The organism is Cellulomonas citrea, from assembly GCF_009829685.1.
In the GTDB taxonomy this organism is placed as follows: domain Bacteria; phylum Actinomycetota; class Actinomycetes; order Actinomycetales; family Cellulomonadaceae; genus Cellulomonas; species Cellulomonas citrea.
This window is the reverse complement of record NZ_VWSD01000017.1, coordinates 14405-33254: the sequence shown is the minus strand read 5'-3', so window position 1 is coordinate 33254 and position 18850 is coordinate 14405. Positions and strand designations below refer to the sequence as shown.

Sequence of the window (18850 nt, the reverse complement as noted above, 5' to 3'; positions counted from 1 at the left end):
CGCGCGCGCCGTCGGACGGCGCCGCGCACCGCACGCGCTCTCGGTCCGCTCCTTGCTGGGGCGGCGACCTGCGGTGCGCTGCTCGCCCTCGACCCCCTGCTCGCCCCTGGGCCCTGGACCACCACCGCAGCGCTGGCGGTGACGAGCCTGGCCGTGCTGCTCGCGCTGCTGCGCACCTGGTGGCCGGACGGCCGATCAGCGGACGTCGCCTGGCCGAGCGTGATCGGTGCCGCCACCGGTGCCGTCGCCCTGCTCGTCGGCTACGGCAGGTCCAGCAGTCCGACGGATCCCGGGGCAGGGGCGGTGGGTCAGGTCCGGGCGCTGCTCGTCATCGCGCTGCAGCAGATCGACGAGGGGACCCCGCCGCTCGTCGCCGGGCGCGAGGTCACGATGCTGGTGACGGCGTCGGCCCTGGTCGTGCTGCTGCTGGTCGACCTCGCGGTCGCACTCGAGGTCCCGCTGCTCGGCGGGGTCGCCCTGCTTGCGCTCTGGGTGCCGGCGGTGGTGCTCGGCGAGACGTCGTCGCCCTGGGCCCTGGTGTGGGCGGGGCTGCCGTGGCTCGCGCTGCTCACGGACGCCCCCTCGCAGCTGGCGCACGGCCGGCTGCCGACCTCGCTGGCCTGGACCGCCGGGGTGCTCGTCGTCGGACTCGCCCTGGCCCCGGCGGTGGCCACCGCACCGGGCTGGGGCACGGTCCCGCTGCCCCGGTTCGGTTCCGGGAGCGGTCAGGTCACCTTGTCCGACGATCTGGACCTGCGCCGTGACCTGCAGGGACGTTCGGGCGAGTCGATCCTCACCTATGCACTGACGAACCCCGACGGGACCGCCTCGGCCCTCTCGCCGGCCCAGCTCGGTCCCCTGCGCTCGTTCACGCTCACCGACTTCGACGGCCGCACGTGGTCACGCGCCGACTCGGGGACCCGCGACCCGGTCACCCCCGACTCGCTGCTGATGCCGGTCGGCAACGACTCGGTCGGCGGGACACCGGTCCAGGTCTCGGTGACGGTGGGGGCGCTCGCCGACCGGTACCTGCCGCTCACGCTCGCGCCGCGCACGCTGCAGATCAACGGCAGCTGGCAGTTCGACCCCGTCCGCGACCTCGTGACCGGCCCGGAGCCGACACGGGCCGGCACCCGCTACACGATGACGGCCCAGGTGCCCACGCTCAGCGCCGCAAACCTGTCCGGCCAGGGCAACGCCGGTCTGGACGACCCGTCGACGCTCGCCCTTCCCGGGTCCGGGCACCGCGAGGACGTCGCCGTGCTCGCCGCCAAGGTCGTCGCCGGGCGCACCACCGGCTACGACAAGGCGGTCGCCCTGCAGACCTACCTGCGCACCGGCGGCGGCTTCACGTACGACGAGCAGGTGCCGCCGGCGACCTCGGACGATGCGGTGTGGGACTTCCTGCAGGACCGGCGCGGCTACTGCGTCCAGTTCGCCACCACCATGGTGGTGATGGCGCGCAGCCTCGGCCTGCCGGCCCGGCTGGCCGTGGGTTTCCTGCCGGGCTCCGAACGGGACGGCACGGTGAGCGTGACCGGCCGGCAGGCCCACGCGTGGACCGAGATCTGGTTCGACCGTGCCGGGTGGGTCCGTTTCGAGCCGACACCCGCGGTGCAGACCGGCGCTCCCCCGTCCTGGACCGTCCAACAGGTGACTGCGACCCCGAGCGCCAGCCCGAAGGAGAACCTGCCCACCGCGACCGCCCGGCCCACCGCCGGCTCGTCGGCCCCGGCAACCCTCCCGGGTGCCGCGACCCCGCAGCGCACCGAGTCCGGGTGGCTGGTCGGCGGCGGCGCGGCGGGCGTCGTTCTGCTCACGCTGGTCGCCTGGTGGGCAGTGAGGCGCTCGGGCACAGGACGTCGGACAGGGCCGGAGGAGGCGTGGGCGGCGGCCCGGACGGCGCTCGCCCGCACCGGCCTGGGCTGGACGGACGCGACCACCCCGCGGCAGGCGGTCAGCGCGGTCGAGCAGACCGGACAGCTCGACGAGGCCACGGTGGGTGCGCTGCGAGCCTTGGCGACCGCGCTGGAGCGGTTCCGCTACGCGGCGAGCGGCGAGCCGGCGGCCTCGGACCAGCTCGACGACTGGGTGCGGCAGGTGCGCACCGGCGTCGACCGGGCGCGCACCCGTGGGCGGGGCGCCGCGGCGGACGGACGCGGTTGAGCGGCGGGAAGTCGGCGGTCCCGCGGCCGACGGACCGAGGCCGGTCATGCCCGAGACGGTTCGTGCACACGCACGGGACAGCTGCCGCACGAGATCGTTCGCGCACGAGCACGAGGTGGTCAGGTCGTCCTGCACATCCCGAGCGGCGTCACTGCCGCTGGGACGCCAGACCCGAGGTGTACGACGACGGTCCGACGGGGGTGCGGGACCGGTGGATCTCGACCAGAGGTGTCAGCGGTCGCCCTGCTCGCGCCGGCGGTCCCACCGCTCTTCCATCCGGTTCATGAAGGTGCGACGCGAACGGGTCGCCCCGCCGGCGGCGGGCGTACCCGCCTCGGCGCCCTGCTTCCGGCCGGAGCCGCCCCGCGCGAAGGCGAAGGCCACCGAGCCGAACATCAGCACGAACCCGATCGCCCCGAGCCAGGCGGCCGAGTAGTGGGCCCCCAGGACGAGCAGCAGGAGCCCGAGCACGGAGCCGACCACGGCGACGGCGTACCTGGTCGCAGGGCGTCGCCCGCGCTGCGTGAGCGTGTTGGCAAGACGTGGGTCGTCGGTGGACAGATGGCGTTCCATCTGTTCGAGGACCCGCTGCTCGTACTCAGAGAGTGGCATGGCGACCCCCGTCTGCACCCCGATGGACTAGTTGTTGATCAGGATAGATCGGTCGGAGAAAAGGTGGTAGTCGATCGGTCATCGCGGAGGCCGGCGACCACCGGCCCGGCCGTGATCGCCTGCCGGCCGAACCGGGCACGAACCCCGTCCATCGCGCGCTCGGCCTCACGACGGGCCTCGAGCGCATCACCGGCGGCCTCGTCCAGGGTCGGCTGGCGCACCGACTCCGCCGTCGGGCTCAGTCCCTCGACGCGCACCCCGATGAGGCGCACCGGCAGACCTCCCAGGTCGACCGCCGCCAGGAGCTCGCGGGCCGCGAGGTACACCTCGCGGCCGACGTCTGTCGGGCTGTCGAGCGTGCGGGAGCGGCTCAGCGTGCGAAAATCCGCGGTCCGCACCTTGATGGCGATCGTCCGGCCCACCCAGCCGTTGCGCCGTAGCCGGGAGGCGCACGTGTCGGCCAGCTCGCGCACCTTGGCCTCGACCACCGACAGGTCGGACACGTCCGAGCTGAAGGTCACCTCCGCACCGGCCGACTTCTCCACCCGACCAGGGCTCACCGGCCGCGGGTCACGGCCCCAGGCCAGGTCGTGCAGATGCGCGCCGGCGACCTTCCCGACCGCGCGCTGCACGGTGGTCACGTCCATGTCGGCCAGCTCCGCCACCGTCCTGATGCCCCAGCGGGCCAGGGCGGTCTCCGTCCGTTCCCCGACCCCCCACAGAGCCCCCACCGGGAGACTGCGCAGGAAGTCCGTCGTCGCCGAGCGCGGGACCAGGAGAACTCCGTCCGGCTTGGCGTGGCTGGAGGCGAGCTTGGCGACGAACTTGGTCGAGGCGATGCCCACCGAGCAGGTGATCTGGTAGCGGTCGCGCACCTCCTGCCGGATCCGGGCGGCGATCTCCGTGGGCCGTCCGAGCCGACGCAACGCACCCGACACGTCGAGGAACGCCTCGTCGACGCTCACCTGCTCGACGAGCGAGGTGACCGAGCGCAGCACCTCCATCACACCTTCGGACACCTCCCGGTACCGTGCGTGCTCCGGCGGGACGACGACCGCCTGGGGGCACAGCCGCAGCGCCGCTGCCATCGGCATCGCCGAGTGCACGCCGAACGCTCGAGCCTCGTAGGTCGCCGCCAGCACCACACCGCGCTGGGCTCCCCCGACGATCACCGGCAACCCCCGCAGCTGCGGGCGACGGGCCAGCTCGACCGAGGCGAAGAACGCGTCCATGTCGACGTGCAGGATCGTGCAGCCGTCCTCGGTCGACCCCCAGTCCCGACGGGCGGCGGCCGACCGGGGTGCCCGGCTCATGAGGCCCTCACCTGCGCCGGGGGCGCGGCCAGACCCAGCTCCACCCGGACGGCGTCCACCATGTCCTGGGCGACGGCGAGCGCCTGGGCGGCACGGTCGGCGCTCACCGCGTCCAGCCGTCCCGCCTCGACCGCTGCGCGCAACGAGGCCCCCTGGGCGAAGTAGGCCGACCACGAGGCGAGCTGCGGCGCCGCGCGTTCGAGCAGACGCCACACGTCCCGTGGCGCTCCACGGCCGCCCCCGTCGCCACGGACGGCGAGCACGGCCGCACCTGCCCGCAGCGCCGCCAGGTGCGCATGCAGGAACTGCTCCCAGGGCTGGGACGAGAGCTGGGCGGCGACGAGCTCACCGTCGGCGCGGGCAAGCAGGAGATGGGCGCGCGGCGGCAGCGGCGCCGTCGGCACCTCGGTCGCCGACCCCGACGCCCTGTGACCCGTCCGTGCCTGCATCGTCCACCTCCTCCTCGCGCCCCACTCATGCTCGAACACATGTTCGACCCTCGTCAAGGTCTGCTCCAGTCTGACCCCGACCACCCACACGCCGTCGCCTACCGTGGTCGCCATGCCTCGCACCGATCGCCGGTCCACCCGCACCGGTGCGACCCACGCACGCTGGCCCGCACACCCGGTGCCGATCGACACCGGCACGGCGCAGGTCGTCGTCCGGGCCGACGACCCCACCGGGGCCACCCTCATGGTCAACGGCGTGCCGAGCTCGTTCCTCGACCTAGCCGACCCGAGCCGGCTGGAGTTCGAGTACCAGCAGCAGATGGCTGCGCTCGTCGAGGCGATGCCGGCGGGCCCGCTGCGCGTGCTGCACCTGGGAGCCGGGGCGTGCGGGCTCGCGCTCGCCCTCGAGGCGGCCCGACCGGGCAGCCAGCAGGTCGCCGTCGAGATCGACGCGCGGCTCGTCGAGCTGGTCCGCACCTGGTTCGACCTGCCGCGCCCGCCCCGGCTGCGGCTGCGCACCGGTGACGCCCGGACCCGCCTGGCGGCAGCCGGCGATGCGAGCGTGGACGTGGTGGTGCGCGACGCGTTCGACGGCGAGCAGGTGCCGGCGCACCTGTGCACCCTCGAGGCCGCCCGCGAGGTCTCCCGGGTGCTGCGCCCCGGTGGCCTCTACCTGGCGAACTGCGCCGACCGGCCACCCCTGCCCCTGGCACGGCGGGAGGTCGCCACGCTGCGTGAGGTCTTCGCGCACGTCGCCGTCGTCGCCGAACCGGCGGTGCTGCGCGGACGGCGCTACGGCAACGTCGTGCTCGCCGCGACCGATGCCGACGGCCTGCTCGAGGGCTCCGGGGTCGAGCGCGCGCTGCGGGGGGCGCCGATCCCGGCCCGCCTCGTGGCGGGCCAGGCGGTCCGCGACTTCACCGGCGGGGCCAAGCCCCTCACCGATCCCCCGGCCGAGGCCGCTGAGGGCACCGCGACGGGCGGCGCAGCCCCGCTCGACATCCCGACCGACGGGTGATGGCCGACCGAGGCCGACGCGACGCGCGGTGAGACCACCAGCTGGGCGGAGGGCGCCGCACGCACCCGGTCGGACGGCTGCGAGTCACCGTCTCCGGATGCACCACGGGCCCGCCACCGAGGTGACGGGCCCGTGGTCGGCGATCACAGCGGCCGGACCTGCTCGGCCTGCGGACCCTTCTGGCCCTGGGTGATCTCGAACTCCACGCGCTGGCCCTCCTCGAGAGTGCGGTAGCCCTGCGTCTCGATCGCGGAGTAGTGGACGAACACGTCCGCACCGCCGCCGTCCTGGGCGATGAAGCCGTAGCCCTTCTCGGCGTTGAACCACTTGACAGCACCCTGTGCCATGTTCCCGTTCCTTTGTCCAACCGACCAGGGAGACGGGCACCGCGCCCGCACCCACGCCGCAATGCGTCAGTCGGGCTGGTGGAGCGGTGCCTGGCGGGACCGCACCCGTCATGCCGTCGGTCGTCACTGCAACACGGTGCATCCTTCCACGCACGTGTGGTGCACGCCACGGATCTGGCGAACCTGTGGACAGCCGTCAGGCGAGCGGCCCGCCCTCGTCGGACGCACCGTCCTGGGCGGCCAGGAAGCGCTCGAACTCCGCCCCCAGCTCGTCCGCCGTCGGCAGGCCACCGCCGGGCGCCAGCAGCCCCGGCCGACCGATGCTGCGGGTGAAGGCGTCGTACTGCTCCTCGAGCGCGTGCACCACGGCAGCGACCTCGGGCTGCTCGGCCACCTGCCGCTCCACCTCGGCGACCGACTGCTCGGCGGCCGGGCGCAGCCCTTCCGAGTGCAGCCGCAGCCCGGTCGAGCGCTCGACCTGCTCGAGCGCTGCGATCCCGGCCGACGGGTAGGGCGACTGCGCCAGGTAGTGCGGCACGTGCACCGAGAAACCCATGGCGTCGAACCCGCTCTGGCCCAGCCGCAGCTCGAGCAGGGCCGCCGCGCTGGCCGGCACCTGGACCGTCCCGAACCACGCCGAGTGGTCGGCGACGAGGGCCGACCGCGTGGCGTGCGCCGTCACGGTGGCCGGGCGGGTGTGCGGCACACCCATCGGCAGCCCCTGCAGCCCGACCGTGAGCGGCACGTCGAACCGCTCGACGATCTGGCGCACGGCCGCGACCCACCGCTCCCACTGCACGTCCGGCTCCAGACCGTGCATGAGCAGGAACGGGATGCCCTCGGCGTCCTCGACCCGGTCCACCACGATCTCGGGCTCGTCGTACCCCGACCACGTGGTGGCCTCGAAGGTCATGGTCGGGCGGCGCGAGCGGTAGTCCAGCAGCTGGTCGGCGTCGAAGGTCACCAGACGCTCGTTGGGCAGCTCCGCGAGCAGGTGGTCGGTGGCGACCCGGCCGGCAGCACCCGCGTCGACGAACCCGCGCAGGGCGTGCACCAGCACCGGACCCGTCCCGGTCCCGGCGTGCGGGACCTTCAAGGCCACCTGCTCGTCGACCTCGTACAGCTCGCTCGGATCGAGCATCGTGCTCCCTTCATCGCACCGTCCTGCCCCTGCCAACGTCGGACGGGCCGAAGTGATTCCAGGGTCACCCGACCCGGTGGTGCGCAGCCCAGGTGCGCCATAATGGACGGCCGTCGTCACGTGACGACGCGATGAGACGGGACGGTGAGCACGACGGTCGCGAGCCCTCAACCGGTCGACAGCACCCCGCAGGACGGTCCGGCCGACCAGCTCGCCATCGAGCAGTCGGTGCTGGACGTGGTCTACGCCCGCCTGGACACCCTCCGGGACGTGACCAGGGGCCGGCTCGCCGCCGTGCGGCGCGAACGCCCGTCCGGCTCACCGCAGAACCGCAGCGAGCGCGACGCGTTCGCCACCCTCTACGAGGACCGGCTCGCCCAGCTCGAGGCGGTCGAGGAGCGGCTGGCGTTCGGCCGCCTCGACCTGTCCGACGGCGAACGCCGCTACGTCGGCCGCATCGGCCTCACCGACGGCGAGCAGACCCCGTTGCTCACCGACTGGCGGGCACCGGCGGCCCAGGCCTTCTACCGGGCCACGGCGGCCCACCCCGACGGCGTGCGCCGCCGCCGCCACCTGGTGACCACCGGCCGCACCGTCACCGGGCTCGAGGACGAGGTGCTCGACCTGTCCGAGGGCACCGACGAGCTGGGCGCACTCAGCGGCGAGGGTGCGCTGCTCGCCGCGCTCGCCGCCGGACGCACCGGACGGATGGGCGACATCGTCGCCACCATCCAGGCCGAGCAGGACGCCGTCATCCGCGGCGAGCTCGGCGGTGCCCTCGTCGTGCAGGGCGGCCCTGGCACCGGGAAGACGGCCGTCGCGCTGCACCGGGCCGCCTACCTGCTCTACGCCCACCGGCGGATGCTCGAACGGTCCGGGGTGCTGCTGGTCGGGCCCAGCCGGACCTTCCTGCGGTACATCGACCAGGTGCTGCCCTCGCTGGGCGAGACCGGTGTGGTCACCACGACGATCGCCGAGCTGGTCCCGGGCCTGAACGCGACCGGTCAGGACAGCCCCGCGGCCGCCCGGATCAAGGGCCGTCGGCAGATGGCCGACGTGATGGCACGGGCGGTCCGGGCGCGGCAACGGGTGCCCGCCGCACCGGTGCGCGTCACGGTCGACCGGGTGGTCGTCTGGATCAGGCCGGACGACGTGGCCTCGGCCATCGCCCGCACGCGCCGGCTGCACCGCCCGCACAACCTCGCGCGGGTCGCCTTCGTGCGGGACATGCTCGGCCGGCTCGCGGAGCAGTACGTGCGTCAGCTCGGCGGCACCGTCGACGCCGAGGACCGGGCCCAGGTGGTGGAGGACCTGCGCAGCGACCGCGACGTGCGGGTCGCGCTCAACCTCGCCTGGATGCCGCTGACCCCGCAGGGCCTGCTCGCCGACCTGTACGCCAAGCCGTGGCGGCTCGCCGAGGCGGCCCCCGACCTGTCCGAGGCGGACCGCGCGCACCTCGTGCGGGACCGGCACGCCCCCTGGACCCCCGAGGACGTGCCCCTGCTCGACGAGCTCGCCGAGCTGCTGGGCGAGGACGACCAGGCGGCCAAGGCGCAGGCCCGGGCGCAGGCCCAGGCGCGCGCCGGTGAGCTGGAGTACGCGCGCCGGGTCCTGGCGACCACCGGTGCGGGCGATCTGGTGTCCGCCGAGATGCTGGCCGACCGGTTCGCCGGCACCGGTCCGACCCTCACGACGGCCGAGCGCGCGGCGGCCGACCGCAGCTGGACGTACGGCCACGTGGTCGTCGACGAGGCGCAGGAGCTGTCACCGATGGCCTGGCGAGCCCTGCTGCGCCGGGTGCCGACCCGGTCGCTCACGATCGTCGGCGACGTCGCGCAGACGGCCTCGCCGGCCGGTGCCCGCTCGTGGGCGCAGGTGCTCGACCCAGTGCTCAAGGACTACTGGCGGCTGGCCCAGCTCACCGTGAACTACCGCACCCCGGCGGCCGTCGAGCAGGCGGCGACCGCGTTCGCGACGGCGGCCGGGCTGCCGGTCAGCCCGCTCACCTCGGCCCGCGAGGTGCCCGACGCCCTCCAGGTGGTCCGGGTCGAGGAGGCCGAGGTCGTCGTCCGCGCCGCGCAGATCGCTGACCAGGCCGTCACGGCGCTGCTCGCTCAGGGCGGCGGACGTGTGGCCCTCGTGGCCGACCGCACGTGGTTCGACGCCCTCACGGCCGCGCTCGAGGCGCGTGGCCGCGCCGCGGCCGGCACGCCGCGCGGCGCCGCCGCCGACCTGGACGCCCCGCTCGTCGTGCTCACGCCGCGCCAGACCAAGGGGCTGGAGTTCGACGTCGTCGTGCTGGTCGAGCCGGCACTCGTGCTCGAGCACGGCGGCCCGGGCGACCTCTACGTGGCGCTCACCCGCCCGACCCAGCGGCTGCACGTGGTGCACGCCCGCGCGCTCCCGCCCGGTCTGGGTGACTGACCGCCCGGGACGGCGCAGCGGTCCGAACGGCGGACGCGGCCACGACCACACCCCGGACAGGAGCACCATGGGGGGCGTGCCCAAGGCCCTGCTGCTGGAGAACCTGCACCCGCACGCCCACGAGATCCTGCTCGCCGCAGGGTTCGAGGTGGACGCCCGTACCGGTGCGCTCGACGAGTCCGAGCTGATCGAGGCCCTCGACGGCGTCGAGGTGCTCGGCATCCGCTCCAAGACGCAGGTCACGGCCGCGGCGCTGGCGTCGGCCCGCGATCTGCGGGTGGTCGGCGCCTACTGCATCGGGACCAACCAGATCGACCTGGGCAGCGCCGCGCGTGGTGGGGTCGCGGTGTTCAACGCCCCGTTCTCCAACACCCGCTCGGTGGTGGAGATCGCGCTGGCCGACATCATCGCGCTCACCCGCCGGCTCACGGTCCTGGACAAGAAGATGCACGCCGGGATCTGGGACAAGTCGGCGAACGGTGCGCACGAGGTCCGCGGCCGCACGCTCGGCATCGTCGGCTACGGCAACATCGGCACCCAGCTGTCGGTGCTCGCCGAGAACCTCGGCATGTCGGTCGTCTTCTTCGACACCGCCGAGAAGCTCGCGCTGGGCAACGCCCGCAAGATGTCGAGCCTCGACGAGCTGCTCGAGGTCGCCGACATCGTGACGCTGCACGTGGACGGGCGGGCCGGCAACGCCGGCATGTTCGGTGCCAAGCAGATCGCCGCGATGCGCGACGGCGCGATCTTCCTCAACCTGTCCCGCGGGTTCGTCGTCGACTACGACGCGCTCGGCGAGGCCATCACCGCCGGCCGGATCGCCGGTGCGGCCGTCGACGTCTTCCCGACCGAGCCCAAGCGCAAGGGCGACCCGTTCGAGTCGCAGCTGCGCAACCTCGACAACGTCATCCTCACCCCGCACACGGGCGGCTCCACCGAGGAGGCGCAGCAGAGCATCGGGGAGTTCGTCTCGACCAAGGTGCGCGACTTCCTGGCCACCGGGTCGACGACGCTGTCGGTGAACCTGCCGAACATCGCGCTGGAACGGCCCGACGGTCTGCACCGCCTGGCCTACCTGCACCAGAACGTGCCGGGTGTGCTGGCCAACGTCAACCAGACGCTCGCGGCGTTCGGGCTCAACATCGAGTCCCAGATGCTCGCCACGCGCGGCGAGGTGGGCTACGTGGTGACCGATGTGGCCGACGACGTGCACTCCGGTGTGCTCGCCGAGCTCGACGGGCGCCCCGAGTCGATCCGGCTGCGCCTCGTCGTCTGAGGCAGCGGGCGCTCGACCGTACGGCGGCGCCGGCCTCGCCCACGACGGCCACCCGCTGCCCACGGGCGTGATCCGTCACGACACCGCCCCGGCGCCCGGTGCGCCACGCGGGGAGCACCCGCGGGTCACCAGCCACCGGGGCGGGTGCGCTCTCGATCAGGCCGAGCCGGACTTGCGGCGGAACTGGCGCTTGCCCGGTCCGGCGGTCTCCGAACCGCGGACCCCGCCGCCGGACGTCCCGGCATCGGTGGTGGGGTGCGCTGCCGCCTTCTTGGCCTCCAGGGCCTGACGGAACCGTGCCTTGGCGTCCTCGCTCGGTGCGCCGGGAGCCTTCTGCTCTGAGCCGGTCATTGTCATCCCTTCCTCACGTGCGGTCGGTACGGACCACGTGCCCACCCTTGCCGATCGCGGGCCGTGCGCCAACCTCAATCGCCGGTCCGCGCCATCGGCTGTGCGACAGGCAGGTGCTCGGCCCACCAGGCGAGCACGTGCTCGAAGCGCGCCCTGCGGTGCGTCGGCCGCCCCGACCGGGACAGCTCGTGCCCCTCCCCGGGGAACAGCAGGAGCCGCACGTCGACACCACGGCGGTGCAGCTCGACGAACCAGCGCTGTCCTTGCTCGACCGGGCACCGCCAGTCGTGCTCGGAGTGGATCACCAGGGTCGGGGTGCGCACCCGCCCGACGTGCGCCATCGGGGACTGCGCCGCCACCAGCTCGGGGTCGCTCGCGTGGTCACCCACGTAGCGCAGCCCGAAGAACCAGCCGATGTCCGACGAGCCGACGAAGCTCACCGGGTCGAGGAAGCCGCGCTCGACGATCGCCGCCGTGAACCGGTCGGTGCGCGTGGTCAGCCATGCCGAGAGGTAGCCGCCGTACGAGCCGCCCATGACGCCCACGCGAGTCTCGTCGAGGTCGGGCGCGGTGAGCGCCTCGTCGAGCAGCGCCAGGACGTCGTCGGTGTCGACGGTCCCCATCCGACGCTCGATCGCGCGCGCATGGTCGCGCCCCGCGCCGGCCGAACCGCGAGGGTTGCCGTAGACCACCGCGTACCCGGCGCCGGCCAGCACCTGGACCTCGTCGAACAGCGCGTGGGTGTACTGGGCGTACGGACCGCCGTGGATCATGAGGACGGTGGGGTACGGCCCCGGGCCGTGCCGCCCGGCGTCCGGACGGGCCACCCAGCCCCGGACCTGCGCACCGTCCGGCGCGGTGGCTGTGAGCACGGTGGGCCGCACGAGACGGCCCGTCGCCCGCAGCGCCGCCGACCAGTCCGCCACCGTGCGCGCCTCGGCCCCCAGCAGCTGCAGCGCACCGGCGGACTCGGCGGTCCCGACGCTCGCCAGCACGACGCCGTTCGCCGCTGCAAGGCCCTGCACGACGGTGCCCGCTCCCGACAGATCCGTGGAGGTCCCGTCGCCGGTGAGGCGCACCGCATGCACGGACCCGTGCCGCTCGACCCCGACGAGCAGGTCGGACCCGTCGACGACAGCCGAGTCCGGCACGGCCTCCACGTGGTCGGCGTCGGTGACCCGGACCGGGGCGCCCTGGGCGCGCGGGCCGTCGGCCGTCACCTCGACCGCAAGCCGGTACGCGCCGGCGAGCTGACCGACGAAGTCCAGCCCGTCGGGGCCCAGGTCTGTCGCGAGCAGCCACACCGCGGCGCCGTCGGAGGTCGGCAGCGCCCGGTCCACCCCGAGCGGGCTGCCGCGGCCAGCATCGGTGAGAGGCACCGGCGTCGACCCCGTGCGGTCGAGCAGCAGCGCGTCCTGCCGCAGGTCCTCCTGGTGCCCCGGGTGCGCGCCGGCGACAGCGACCAGGTGCTGGGAGTCGGGCCACCACTCGACCGCGAGCACCTCGAGCTCCGGACCGCTCACCGGACGAGGCTCCGCGTCCTGGTCACCGACCGGGAGGTCGACCACCCACACCCGCCGCGGACGGTCGAGGTAGTAGCCGAGGTTGTCGTGGCGGTAGGCGGGGCTGGTCACCAGCCGAGGCGGCTCGGCGTCCGGGTCACCGCCGGCGACGTACCGCCCGTCCTGCGGGTCGCGGGCCAGGTAGACGAGCGAGCGTCCGTCCGGCGAGAAGCGCGGTGCGCTCACCGACAGCGCAGACCGGGTGAGCTGGACGGGCTCGCCGCCCTCCAGCGGCAGGACGTACAGCTGAGCCGGCCCGCCGTCGACGGAACGGCAGAAGGCGACCGACCGACCGTCGGGCGAGCAGGTCGGGGCGCTGTCCTGATGGGCGTGGGTCAGCGGCCGCGGCTGGTCGCGACCGTCCAGCGGCACCCACCACAACCGGCCCTGGTCCCGGTCGGTCTGCAGGTCCGGGGCCGAGACGGCGACGACGGCCGCACGGGCGTCTGGGAGCAGGGACGGGGTCCCGCAGCTGAGAAGGAGGTCAAGGTCGGTAGGGAGCACCCCTCGAACCTACCGACCTCGCCGGACACTGACGGCACCGCGCAGGTGTCGGACGGGTGAAGGCACCCAGTACTGCCGGCCGAACACCGCGTCGGGAGGGATCAGAGGCGATCAGGGCCCGGACCGGGCACCGGACCTGGCTCAGACCTGCGCCGGGCTCGCGAGGTCCTCGTCCTCGGATCCGGCCGCGTGCGCCGCGCGCAGCTGGGTGATCGCCGCCTCGAAGTCCTCGAGGGACTCGAACGAGCGGTAGACCGAGGCGAAGCGCAGGTAGGCCACCTCGTCGAGCTCCTGGAGCGGTCCGAGGATGGCCAGGCCGATCTCCTGCGTCTCGATCTCGGCCAGACCCGAGGAGCGCAACGTCTCCTCGACGCGCTGAGCGAGCTTGGCGAGCGAGTCCTCGTCGACCGGACGCCCCTGGCACGCCTTGCGCACCCCGCCGAGGATCTTCTCGCGGCTGAACGGCTCCGTGACACCCGAGCGCTTGACGACGGTGAGACTGGCGGTCTCGACCGTGCTGAAGCGGCGCCCGCAGTTGGGGCACTGTCGCCGGCGCCGGATCGCCGAACCGTCGTCCGCCGTACGCGAGTCGATGACGCGCGAGTCCGGGTGACGACAGAACGGGCAGTGCACCGAGTCCTCCTGCTGGCTCGCGGGCGGCCAGCAACCGGCCACCCCGTCGCGGTCCGCGAGTACCAGACGGTACCCCAACGGCGCGATGTCAGCCCTCCACCGGCAGCACGATGGTCTGACCGGCCATGAGGCCGGAGCCCGGCAGCTGGTTGAGCTGGACCAGCTCGAGCACCACATCGCGCACGTCCTCCCCCGGCCGGGCGATCGACGCGGCGAGCTGCCACAGCGTCTCGCCCGGGGCCACGACGTGCCGCTCGACCACCGGGGCCGACGACGGACCGTCCGCCACCGCCATCCTGCTCGACACGAGGACCGAGGTCAGCGCCACGACGAGCGCGACCAGTGCGAGCAGCACGACGCGTCCCCGCCGAGTCAGCCGCAGCGGACCGTCGACCGCACCCGTCGCGGGAGCCGACGTCCGGCCGGGAACCACCGGCAGCATCGTGATCGTGGTCATGGGCCCTCCTCGTCCAGTGGTGCGACCAGCGGCCGCACCGTCCTACCTGTCCTGCTGTCGGCGCCTGACGACCTGATGTCCGGACGACCCGCCGTGCGGACGACCCGCCGTGCGTCTCGTTCGAACCTGTGTTCGTCGTACACCTGTACGCTAGCCGGGTAGGGGGAGAAAGTCGAGACACACTCGAACAGATGTTTGGTCGAGCGCCTCGTCTCCCCTACCGTGGGTGCGACAGGCAGAGCGCACCACGCACCACCCACACGAGCGCCGACGGCCGGCAACGGCGGGCGCGAAGGAGGAAGCCCGTGACCGACCGCCGCGAGCCGCCGACGTCCTCGGCCGACGGGTCCGACCAGCCGCTGGCCTCGGTGCACGTGCTGCACGGCGCGCCCGGGACCGACTCCGACGGCGACGGCGCGGCGCTCACCGCACGCCAGCGCAGGATCCTGGAGACCATCCGCTCGTCGGTGGCCGACCGGGGCTACCCGCCGAGCATGCGAGAGATCGGCGAGTCGGTCGGCCTCACCAGCCCCTCGTCCGTCAAGCACCAGCTCGAGATGCTCGAGCGCAAGGGCTACCTGCGCCGCGACCCCAACCGCCCCCGGGCCATCGAGGTCGTCCAGCCCGACGACTCCCGGTCCGTGCCCCCGCTGCCCGGCGCCCTCGGGTTCGAGGTCGAGCAGGACGGTGTCCCCAGCCCGGCCTACGTCCCGGTGGTCGGGCGGATCGCGGCCGGCGGCCCGATCCTGGCCGAGCAGGTGGTGGAGGACGTCTTCCCGCTCCCCCGCCAGCTCGTCGGCGAGGGTGAGCTGTTCCTGCTCAAGGTGGTCGGCGAGTCGATGATCGACGCGGCGATCTGCGACGGCGACTGGGTCGTCGTGCGCCGCCAGCCGGTCGCGGAGAACGGTGAGATCGTCGCCGCCATGCTCGACGGCGAGGCCACCGTCAAGACCTTCAAGCGACGCGACGGCCACATCTGGTTGCTGCCGCACAACCCGGCCTACTCACCGATCGACGGGGACGAGGCCGTCATCCTCGGGCGGGTCGTGAGCGTGCTGCGCAGCCTGTGACGTCCTGACCGACGGCATCCCGCAGGTGCTGGGCACAGCGCGGCACCGTGCCCAGCACGTACGGTCGTCGTGCGCAGGTCGGCGCCACCAGGAGGAGGATGCGATGCCCGGACCGATGCGAGACCCGGGGCCCTCGGCCCATGACGCGATGGTGCGACTGCTGTCGACCCCGTCCGACGGGGGCGACCAACCGGACTACACGCAGTGGTCCGTGCCGCAGCTGCGCCGGCGCGCGGCCGAGCTCGCCGTGCCGGGTCGGGCGAGGATGCGCCGGGCCGAGCTCATCGAGGCCCTGCGCACGCGCTGAGTCACGCCGTCGTCGCCGGTCCCCGAGAGCGCAGCCAGCCGCCGAGGTCGCAGCTGGGCGCCGCGCCCGGCGCTAGTAGCCGAACTGGCGGGCGACGGCCCGCACCGCCACCGCCGAGGCGTGCAGCCCCGCGATCTCGTCGACCGACATCGGGACCCGCACGTGCTCCCCGACCCCGGCCGAGCCGACGATGGTCGGCACCGACAGGCACACGCCGCTGATGCCGTGGTAGTCGTCGAGCAGGGACGACACCGGCTGGATCCGGTGCTCGTCGTTGAGGATCGCCTCGACGATGCGTGACCCGGCCAAGCCGATCGCGTAGTTGGTGGCGCCCTTGCCCTCGATGATGCGGTTCGCCGAGTCGACCACCTCCTGGGCGATCGCGTCACGCACGCCCTGGGTGAGCGGACCGCGACCCTCGATCCCGGTCCAGTCGAGCAGCGGCACCGCACCGATGGTCGCCGAGCTCCACAAGGTGAGCTGGCTGTCGCCGTGCTCACCGGCGACATAGGCGTGCACGTTCTGCACCGCCACACCGGTCTGCTCGGAGATGAGGTAGCGCAGCCGGGAGGAGTCCAGCACCGTGCCGGAGCCGAACAGCTGGTTCGACGGCAGGCCGGAGATCTTGAGCGCCGCGTAGGTCACGACGTCGACCGGATTGGTCACGATGAGGTGCACCGCGGCCGGGGCGACCTCGACGAGCTGCGGCAGCACCTTGCTCACCAGCGAGATCGTGGCCCCAGCGAGGTCCAACCGGGTCTGCCCGGGACGCTGCTTGGCACCCGCGGTGAAGATCACCACGTCGGCATCCGCGACGATCGAGATGTCGTCCGACCCCTGGACCGCTGCCATCGGCATGAACTGGATGCCGTGGGCCAGGTCGAGCGCCTCCGCCTCGGCCTTCGCGCCGTTGATGTCGTAGAGCACCACCGTACGTGCCGAGCCGCGCATGAGCAGCGCGTACGCCATCGTCGCTCCGACCGCACCGGCCCCGACGATGGCGACCTTGGAGGTGCGACGCGGGTGGGAGGCGGTCTCGTTCAGCGCGAGCTCGTCGGACTGCGACATCGGTACCTCTCGGACGGGCCGGACGGGCGGACCCGACGGGCCGCGCCCACACAGGACACGGTGAGGCTAGCCGGGCAGCCCGGACCCGTCGACCGAGGGGACGGACGGCTCGTCGCCCGCCGCGAGCCTGCTCAGCGCATCGATCGCCACCTGCCGGTCGGTGGTGCGCCAGAACGGCGGCATCGAGCGCAGCAGGTACTCCCCGTAGCGGCTGGTCACGAGCCGCGGGTCGAGGACCGCGACCACGCCGCGGTCCTCGGTGGTGCGGATGAGACGCCCCGCGCCCTGGGCCAGCAGCAGCGCGGCGTGCGAGGCCGCCACCGCCATGAACCCGTTGCCGCCCGCCCGGGCCACCGCCTCCGCACGGGCCGACGACACCGGGTCGTCGGGCCGCGGGAACGGGATCCGGTCGATCACGACGAGCCGGCAGGTGCTGCCGGGCACGTCGACGCCCTGCCACAGCGACAAGGTGCCGAACAGGCAGCTCGCCGGTTCGGCGACGAACCGGTCGACCAGCGCCCCGAGCTGGTCGTCGCCCTGGACCAGCACCGGGACGTCGAGCCGTTCGCGCATCGCCGCACCTGCCGCCACCGCCGCCCGCCGCGACGAGAAGAGCCCGAGGGTGCGCCCGCCCGCGGCACGCACGAGCGCCTCGATCTCGTCGAGCTGGGCGTCGGTCGCCGGGTCACGTCCGGGCGCCGGCAGGTGCCGTGCGACGTAGCAGATGCCCTGGCGGGCGTAGTCGAACGGGCTGCCGACGTCGAGGCCGCGCCAGGGCGTCGCCGCCTCCTGACCGGCCCCCGGCGCGAGCCCCACCGCACGGGCCGCGGCGTCGAACGAGCCGCCCAGGGACAGCGTCGCCGAGGTGAGGACGGCGCTGCGCCCGTCGAGCAGCCGGGACCGGATGAGCCCGTTCACCGCGAGCGGCGCCGCGTGCAGCCGGGTCGTCGGCACCCCGCGCGCGTCCTGGCCCCGGGCGCACCACAGCACCGTCTGGGCCAGCTCCTGCGCGTCACCGGACATGGTCTCGGCGACCTCGAACAGCGCGAGCATGGCGGCACCGGCCATCGAGCGACCGCCCTCGGCGACCGCGTCGGCCCCGGCCGCGGTGCCGGTCGACGAGGGCCGCAACGCGCTCACCAGGGCCCTCGCCGCATCCCGGACCACACCGACGGCCTCGCCGAGCGAGTCCGGCAGCGCACCGGTGAAGCGGCCCTCGGGTGTGCCGACGAGCACCTGGGCCAGCTGCTGGCTCGCGGCGTCCAGGTCGGTGGTGGGCACCCCGCCGTGCCGTCGGGCCATCCGCCCGGCGTGCTCGATGGTCGCGATCGACAGCTCGAGGGTCGCCTGGGAGGTCACCCGGTCGGCCAGCTCGTGCGCCTCGTCGACGACGAGCACCTGGTGCTCGGGCAGCACCTGGGGGGCGCCGGTCGCCGCGACCGCGAGCATCGCGTGGTTGGTGACGACGACATCGGCCCGTCGCGACTGCTCCCGGGCCGCCTCGGCGAAGCACTCGGAGATCATCGGGCAGCGTCGGCCGAGGCACTCCAGCGACGTCACCGAGACCTGCCGCCAGGCGCGTTCGCTCACCCCGGGCACCAGCTCGTCGCGGTCCCCCGTCCCGGTGCCGGCCGCCCACTCGCGCAGCCGCAGCACCTGGGCGCCCAGACCGGCGGGGTCGGGCGTCGGCGAGGCCTCCTCGACGTCGAACAACGTGTCGTCCGACGGGTAGCCACCAGCGACCTTGTGCACGCACAGATAGTGCTGCCAGCCCTTGAGCAGCGCCGTCGTCGGTTGCCGGGGCAGGTCGCCGGCGAGCGCCTGGGCGACCAGGGGCAGGTCCCGGCCGATCACCTGGCGCTGCAGCGCCAGGGTCGCCGTGGACACGACGACCCGTTCGTCCTCCCGCACCGCGTGCGCGATCGCTGGCACCAGGTAGGCCAGCGACTTGCCGGTCCCGGTCCCGGCCTGGACGAGCACGTGCTCCCCGGTCCCCAGGGCCCGCGCGACCTCGCGCGCCATGGTGAGCTGGCCGTCGCGGCGGGTCCCGCCGAGCGCCGCGACCGCGCGGTCCAGCAGCCTGTCGACGCCGGCGGTCTCGTCAGGGTCGTCAGGCACCGGGTCAGGGTAGTGCCGCCCGCCGACGGTGCCG

Annotated in this window: 17 protein-coding genes; 6 read left to right on the top strand and 11 right to left on the bottom strand. The window is 73.9% G+C overall.

Going from position 1 to position 18850, the window contains the following annotated elements; translation table 11 throughout:
• A partial coding sequence (locus tag F2B26_RS03860; RefSeq protein WP_159806625.1) for a transglutaminase TgpA family protein occupies positions 1-2166 on the top strand: 2166 nt, incomplete at its 5' end.
• A 231-nt stretch (positions 2167-2397) separates the two neighbouring features.
• Here F2B26_RS03860 and F2B26_RS03855 read toward each other — a convergent pair.
• Genes F2B26_RS03855 through F2B26_RS03845 form a run of 3 tightly spaced genes read right to left on the bottom strand, consistent with a single transcriptional unit; the run spans position 2398 to position 4540 of the window.
• On the bottom strand, positions 2398-2778 hold the full coding sequence (locus F2B26_RS03855; RefSeq protein ID WP_159806623.1) for an SCO2097 family morphological protein: 381 nt from the start codon (positions 2776-2778) through the stop codon (positions 2398-2400).
• Positions 2779-2816: 38 nt separating this feature from the next.
• Positions 2817-4091, bottom strand: a complete 1275-nt coding sequence (dinB, locus tag F2B26_RS03850) for a DNA polymerase IV (protein ID WP_159806621.1) — start codon at positions 4089-4091, stop codon at positions 2817-2819.
• On the bottom strand, positions 4088-4540 hold the full coding sequence (locus F2B26_RS03845) for an SAV_6107 family HEPN domain-containing protein (protein ID WP_159806619.1): 453 nt from the start codon (positions 4538-4540) through the stop codon (positions 4088-4090). The genes dinB and F2B26_RS03845 overlap by 4 nt, the downstream gene beginning before the upstream one ends.
• 112 nt (positions 4541-4652) lie before the next feature.
• Between F2B26_RS03845 and F2B26_RS03840 the strand changes: the two genes are divergently transcribed.
• Positions 4653-5558 (top strand): spermidine synthase, encoded by a 906-nt coding sequence (locus tag F2B26_RS03840; protein WP_159806617.1) that lies wholly within the window; start codon positions 4653-4655, stop codon positions 5556-5558.
• Positions 5559-5701: 143 nt separating this feature from the next.
• Here F2B26_RS03840 and F2B26_RS03835 read toward each other — a convergent pair whose 3' ends face one another.
• Together F2B26_RS03835 and F2B26_RS03830 are read right to left on the bottom strand one after the other, a co-directional pair.
• Positions 5702-5905, bottom strand: coding sequence for a cold-shock protein (locus F2B26_RS03835; protein ID WP_159806615.1), 204 nt, complete (start codon positions 5903-5905; stop codon positions 5702-5704).
• Positions 5906-6101: 196 nt separating this feature from the next.
• The gene (locus F2B26_RS03830; RefSeq protein WP_159806613.1) at positions 6102-7046 is read right to left on the bottom strand and encodes a proteasome assembly chaperone family protein; all 945 of its coding nucleotides are present in this window, start codon (positions 7044-7046) and stop codon (positions 6102-6104) included.
• A gap of 228 nt (positions 7047-7274) precedes the next feature.
• Between F2B26_RS03830 and F2B26_RS03825 the strand changes: the two genes are divergently transcribed.
• The gene (locus tag F2B26_RS03825; protein WP_235929487.1) at positions 7275-9470 is read left to right on the top strand and encodes a HelD family protein; all 2196 of its coding nucleotides are present in this window, start codon (positions 7275-7277) and stop codon (positions 9468-9470) included.
• Between the two features lie 76 nt (positions 9471-9546).
• Positions 9547-10746 carry a phosphoglycerate dehydrogenase gene (serA, locus tag F2B26_RS03820; protein ID WP_159806609.1) on the top strand — a complete coding sequence of 400 codons (1200 nt, stop codon included), beginning with the start codon at positions 9547-9549 and terminating at the stop codon, positions 10744-10746.
• A 156-nt stretch (positions 10747-10902) separates the two neighbouring features.
• Here serA and F2B26_RS03815 read toward each other — a convergent pair whose 3' ends face one another.
• The 4 genes from F2B26_RS03815 to F2B26_RS03800 form a co-directional block, all read right to left on the bottom strand.
• Positions 10903-11097 carry a DUF5302 domain-containing protein gene (locus tag F2B26_RS03815; RefSeq protein WP_159806607.1) on the bottom strand — a complete coding sequence of 65 codons (195 nt, stop codon included), beginning with the start codon at positions 11095-11097 and terminating at the stop codon, positions 10903-10905.
• Positions 11098-11171: 74 nt separating this feature from the next.
• Positions 11172-13163: a S9 family peptidase gene (locus F2B26_RS03810; protein WP_159806605.1), complete on the bottom strand. Its 1992-nt coding sequence runs from the start codon at positions 13161-13163 to the stop codon at positions 11172-11174.
• 141 nt (positions 13164-13304) lie between these two features.
• Entirely contained in the window at positions 13305-13796 is a 492-nt protein-coding gene (gene nrdR, locus F2B26_RS03805; protein WP_159806631.1) for a transcriptional regulator NrdR, read from the bottom strand.
• Between the two features lie 88 nt (positions 13797-13884).
• The gene (locus F2B26_RS03800; protein ID WP_235929484.1) at positions 13885-14253 is read right to left on the bottom strand and encodes a LysM peptidoglycan-binding domain-containing protein; all 369 of its coding nucleotides are present in this window, start codon (positions 14251-14253) and stop codon (positions 13885-13887) included.
• 368 nt (positions 14254-14621) lie between these two features.
• Between F2B26_RS03800 and lexA the strand changes: the two genes are divergently transcribed.
• Positions 14622-15323, top strand: a complete 702-nt coding sequence (lexA, locus tag F2B26_RS03795) for a transcriptional repressor LexA (protein WP_235929486.1) — start codon at positions 14622-14624, stop codon at positions 15321-15323.
• A gap of 103 nt (positions 15324-15426) precedes the next feature.
• Positions 15427-15630 carry a Rho termination factor N-terminal domain-containing protein gene (locus F2B26_RS03790; RefSeq protein ID WP_159806601.1) on the top strand — a complete coding sequence of 68 codons (204 nt, stop codon included), beginning with the start codon at positions 15427-15429 and terminating at the stop codon, positions 15628-15630.
• 72 nt (positions 15631-15702) lie between these two features.
• Here the strand turns inward: F2B26_RS03790 and F2B26_RS03785 are convergent, their stop codons facing one another.
• Positions 15703-16698 (bottom strand): L-lactate dehydrogenase, encoded by a 996-nt coding sequence (locus F2B26_RS03785; RefSeq protein ID WP_159806599.1) that lies wholly within the window; start codon positions 16696-16698, stop codon positions 15703-15705.
• Between the two features lie 66 nt (positions 16699-16764).
• Entirely contained in the window at positions 16765-18816 is a 2052-nt protein-coding gene (locus F2B26_RS03780; RefSeq protein ID WP_235929483.1) for an ATP-dependent DNA helicase, read from the bottom strand.
• Positions 18817-18850 lie beyond the last annotated feature (34 nt).

Bases quoted from the DNA above. Each gene is read 5' to 3' on its own strand.
- F2B26_RS03855 (WP_159806623.1), bottom strand. From the start codon at position 2,778: ATGCCACTCTCTGAGTACGAGCAGCGGGTCCTCGAACAGATGGAACGC.
- dinB (WP_159806621.1), bottom strand. From the start codon at position 4,091: ATGAGCCGGGCACCCCGGTCGGCCGCCGCCCGTCGGGACTGGGGGTCG.
- F2B26_RS03845 (WP_159806619.1), bottom strand. From the start codon at position 4,540: ATGCAGGCACGGACGGGTCACAGGGCGTCGGGGTCGGCGACCGAGGTG.
- F2B26_RS03840 (WP_159806617.1), top strand. From the start codon at position 4,653: ATGCCTCGCACCGATCGCCGGTCCACCCGCACCGGTGCGACCCACGCA.
- F2B26_RS03835 (WP_159806615.1), bottom strand. From the start codon at position 5,905: ATGGCACAGGGTGCTGTCAAGTGGTTCAACGCCGAGAAGGGCTACGGC.
- F2B26_RS03830 (WP_159806613.1), bottom strand. From the start codon at position 7,046: ATGCTCGATCCGAGCGAGCTGTACGAGGTCGACGAGCAGGTGGCCTTG.
- F2B26_RS03815 (WP_159806607.1), bottom strand. From the start codon at position 11,097: ATGACCGGCTCAGAGCAGAAGGCTCCCGGCGCACCGAGCGAGGACGCC.
- F2B26_RS03800 (WP_235929484.1), bottom strand. From the start codon at position 14,253: ATGACCACGATCACGATGCTGCCGGTGGTTCCCGGCCGGACGTCGGCT.
- F2B26_RS03790 (WP_159806601.1), top strand. From the start codon at position 15,427: ATGCCCGGACCGATGCGAGACCCGGGGCCCTCGGCCCATGACGCGATG.
- F2B26_RS03785 (WP_159806599.1), bottom strand. From the start codon at position 16,698: ATGTCGCAGTCCGACGAGCTCGCGCTGAACGAGACCGCCTCCCACCCG.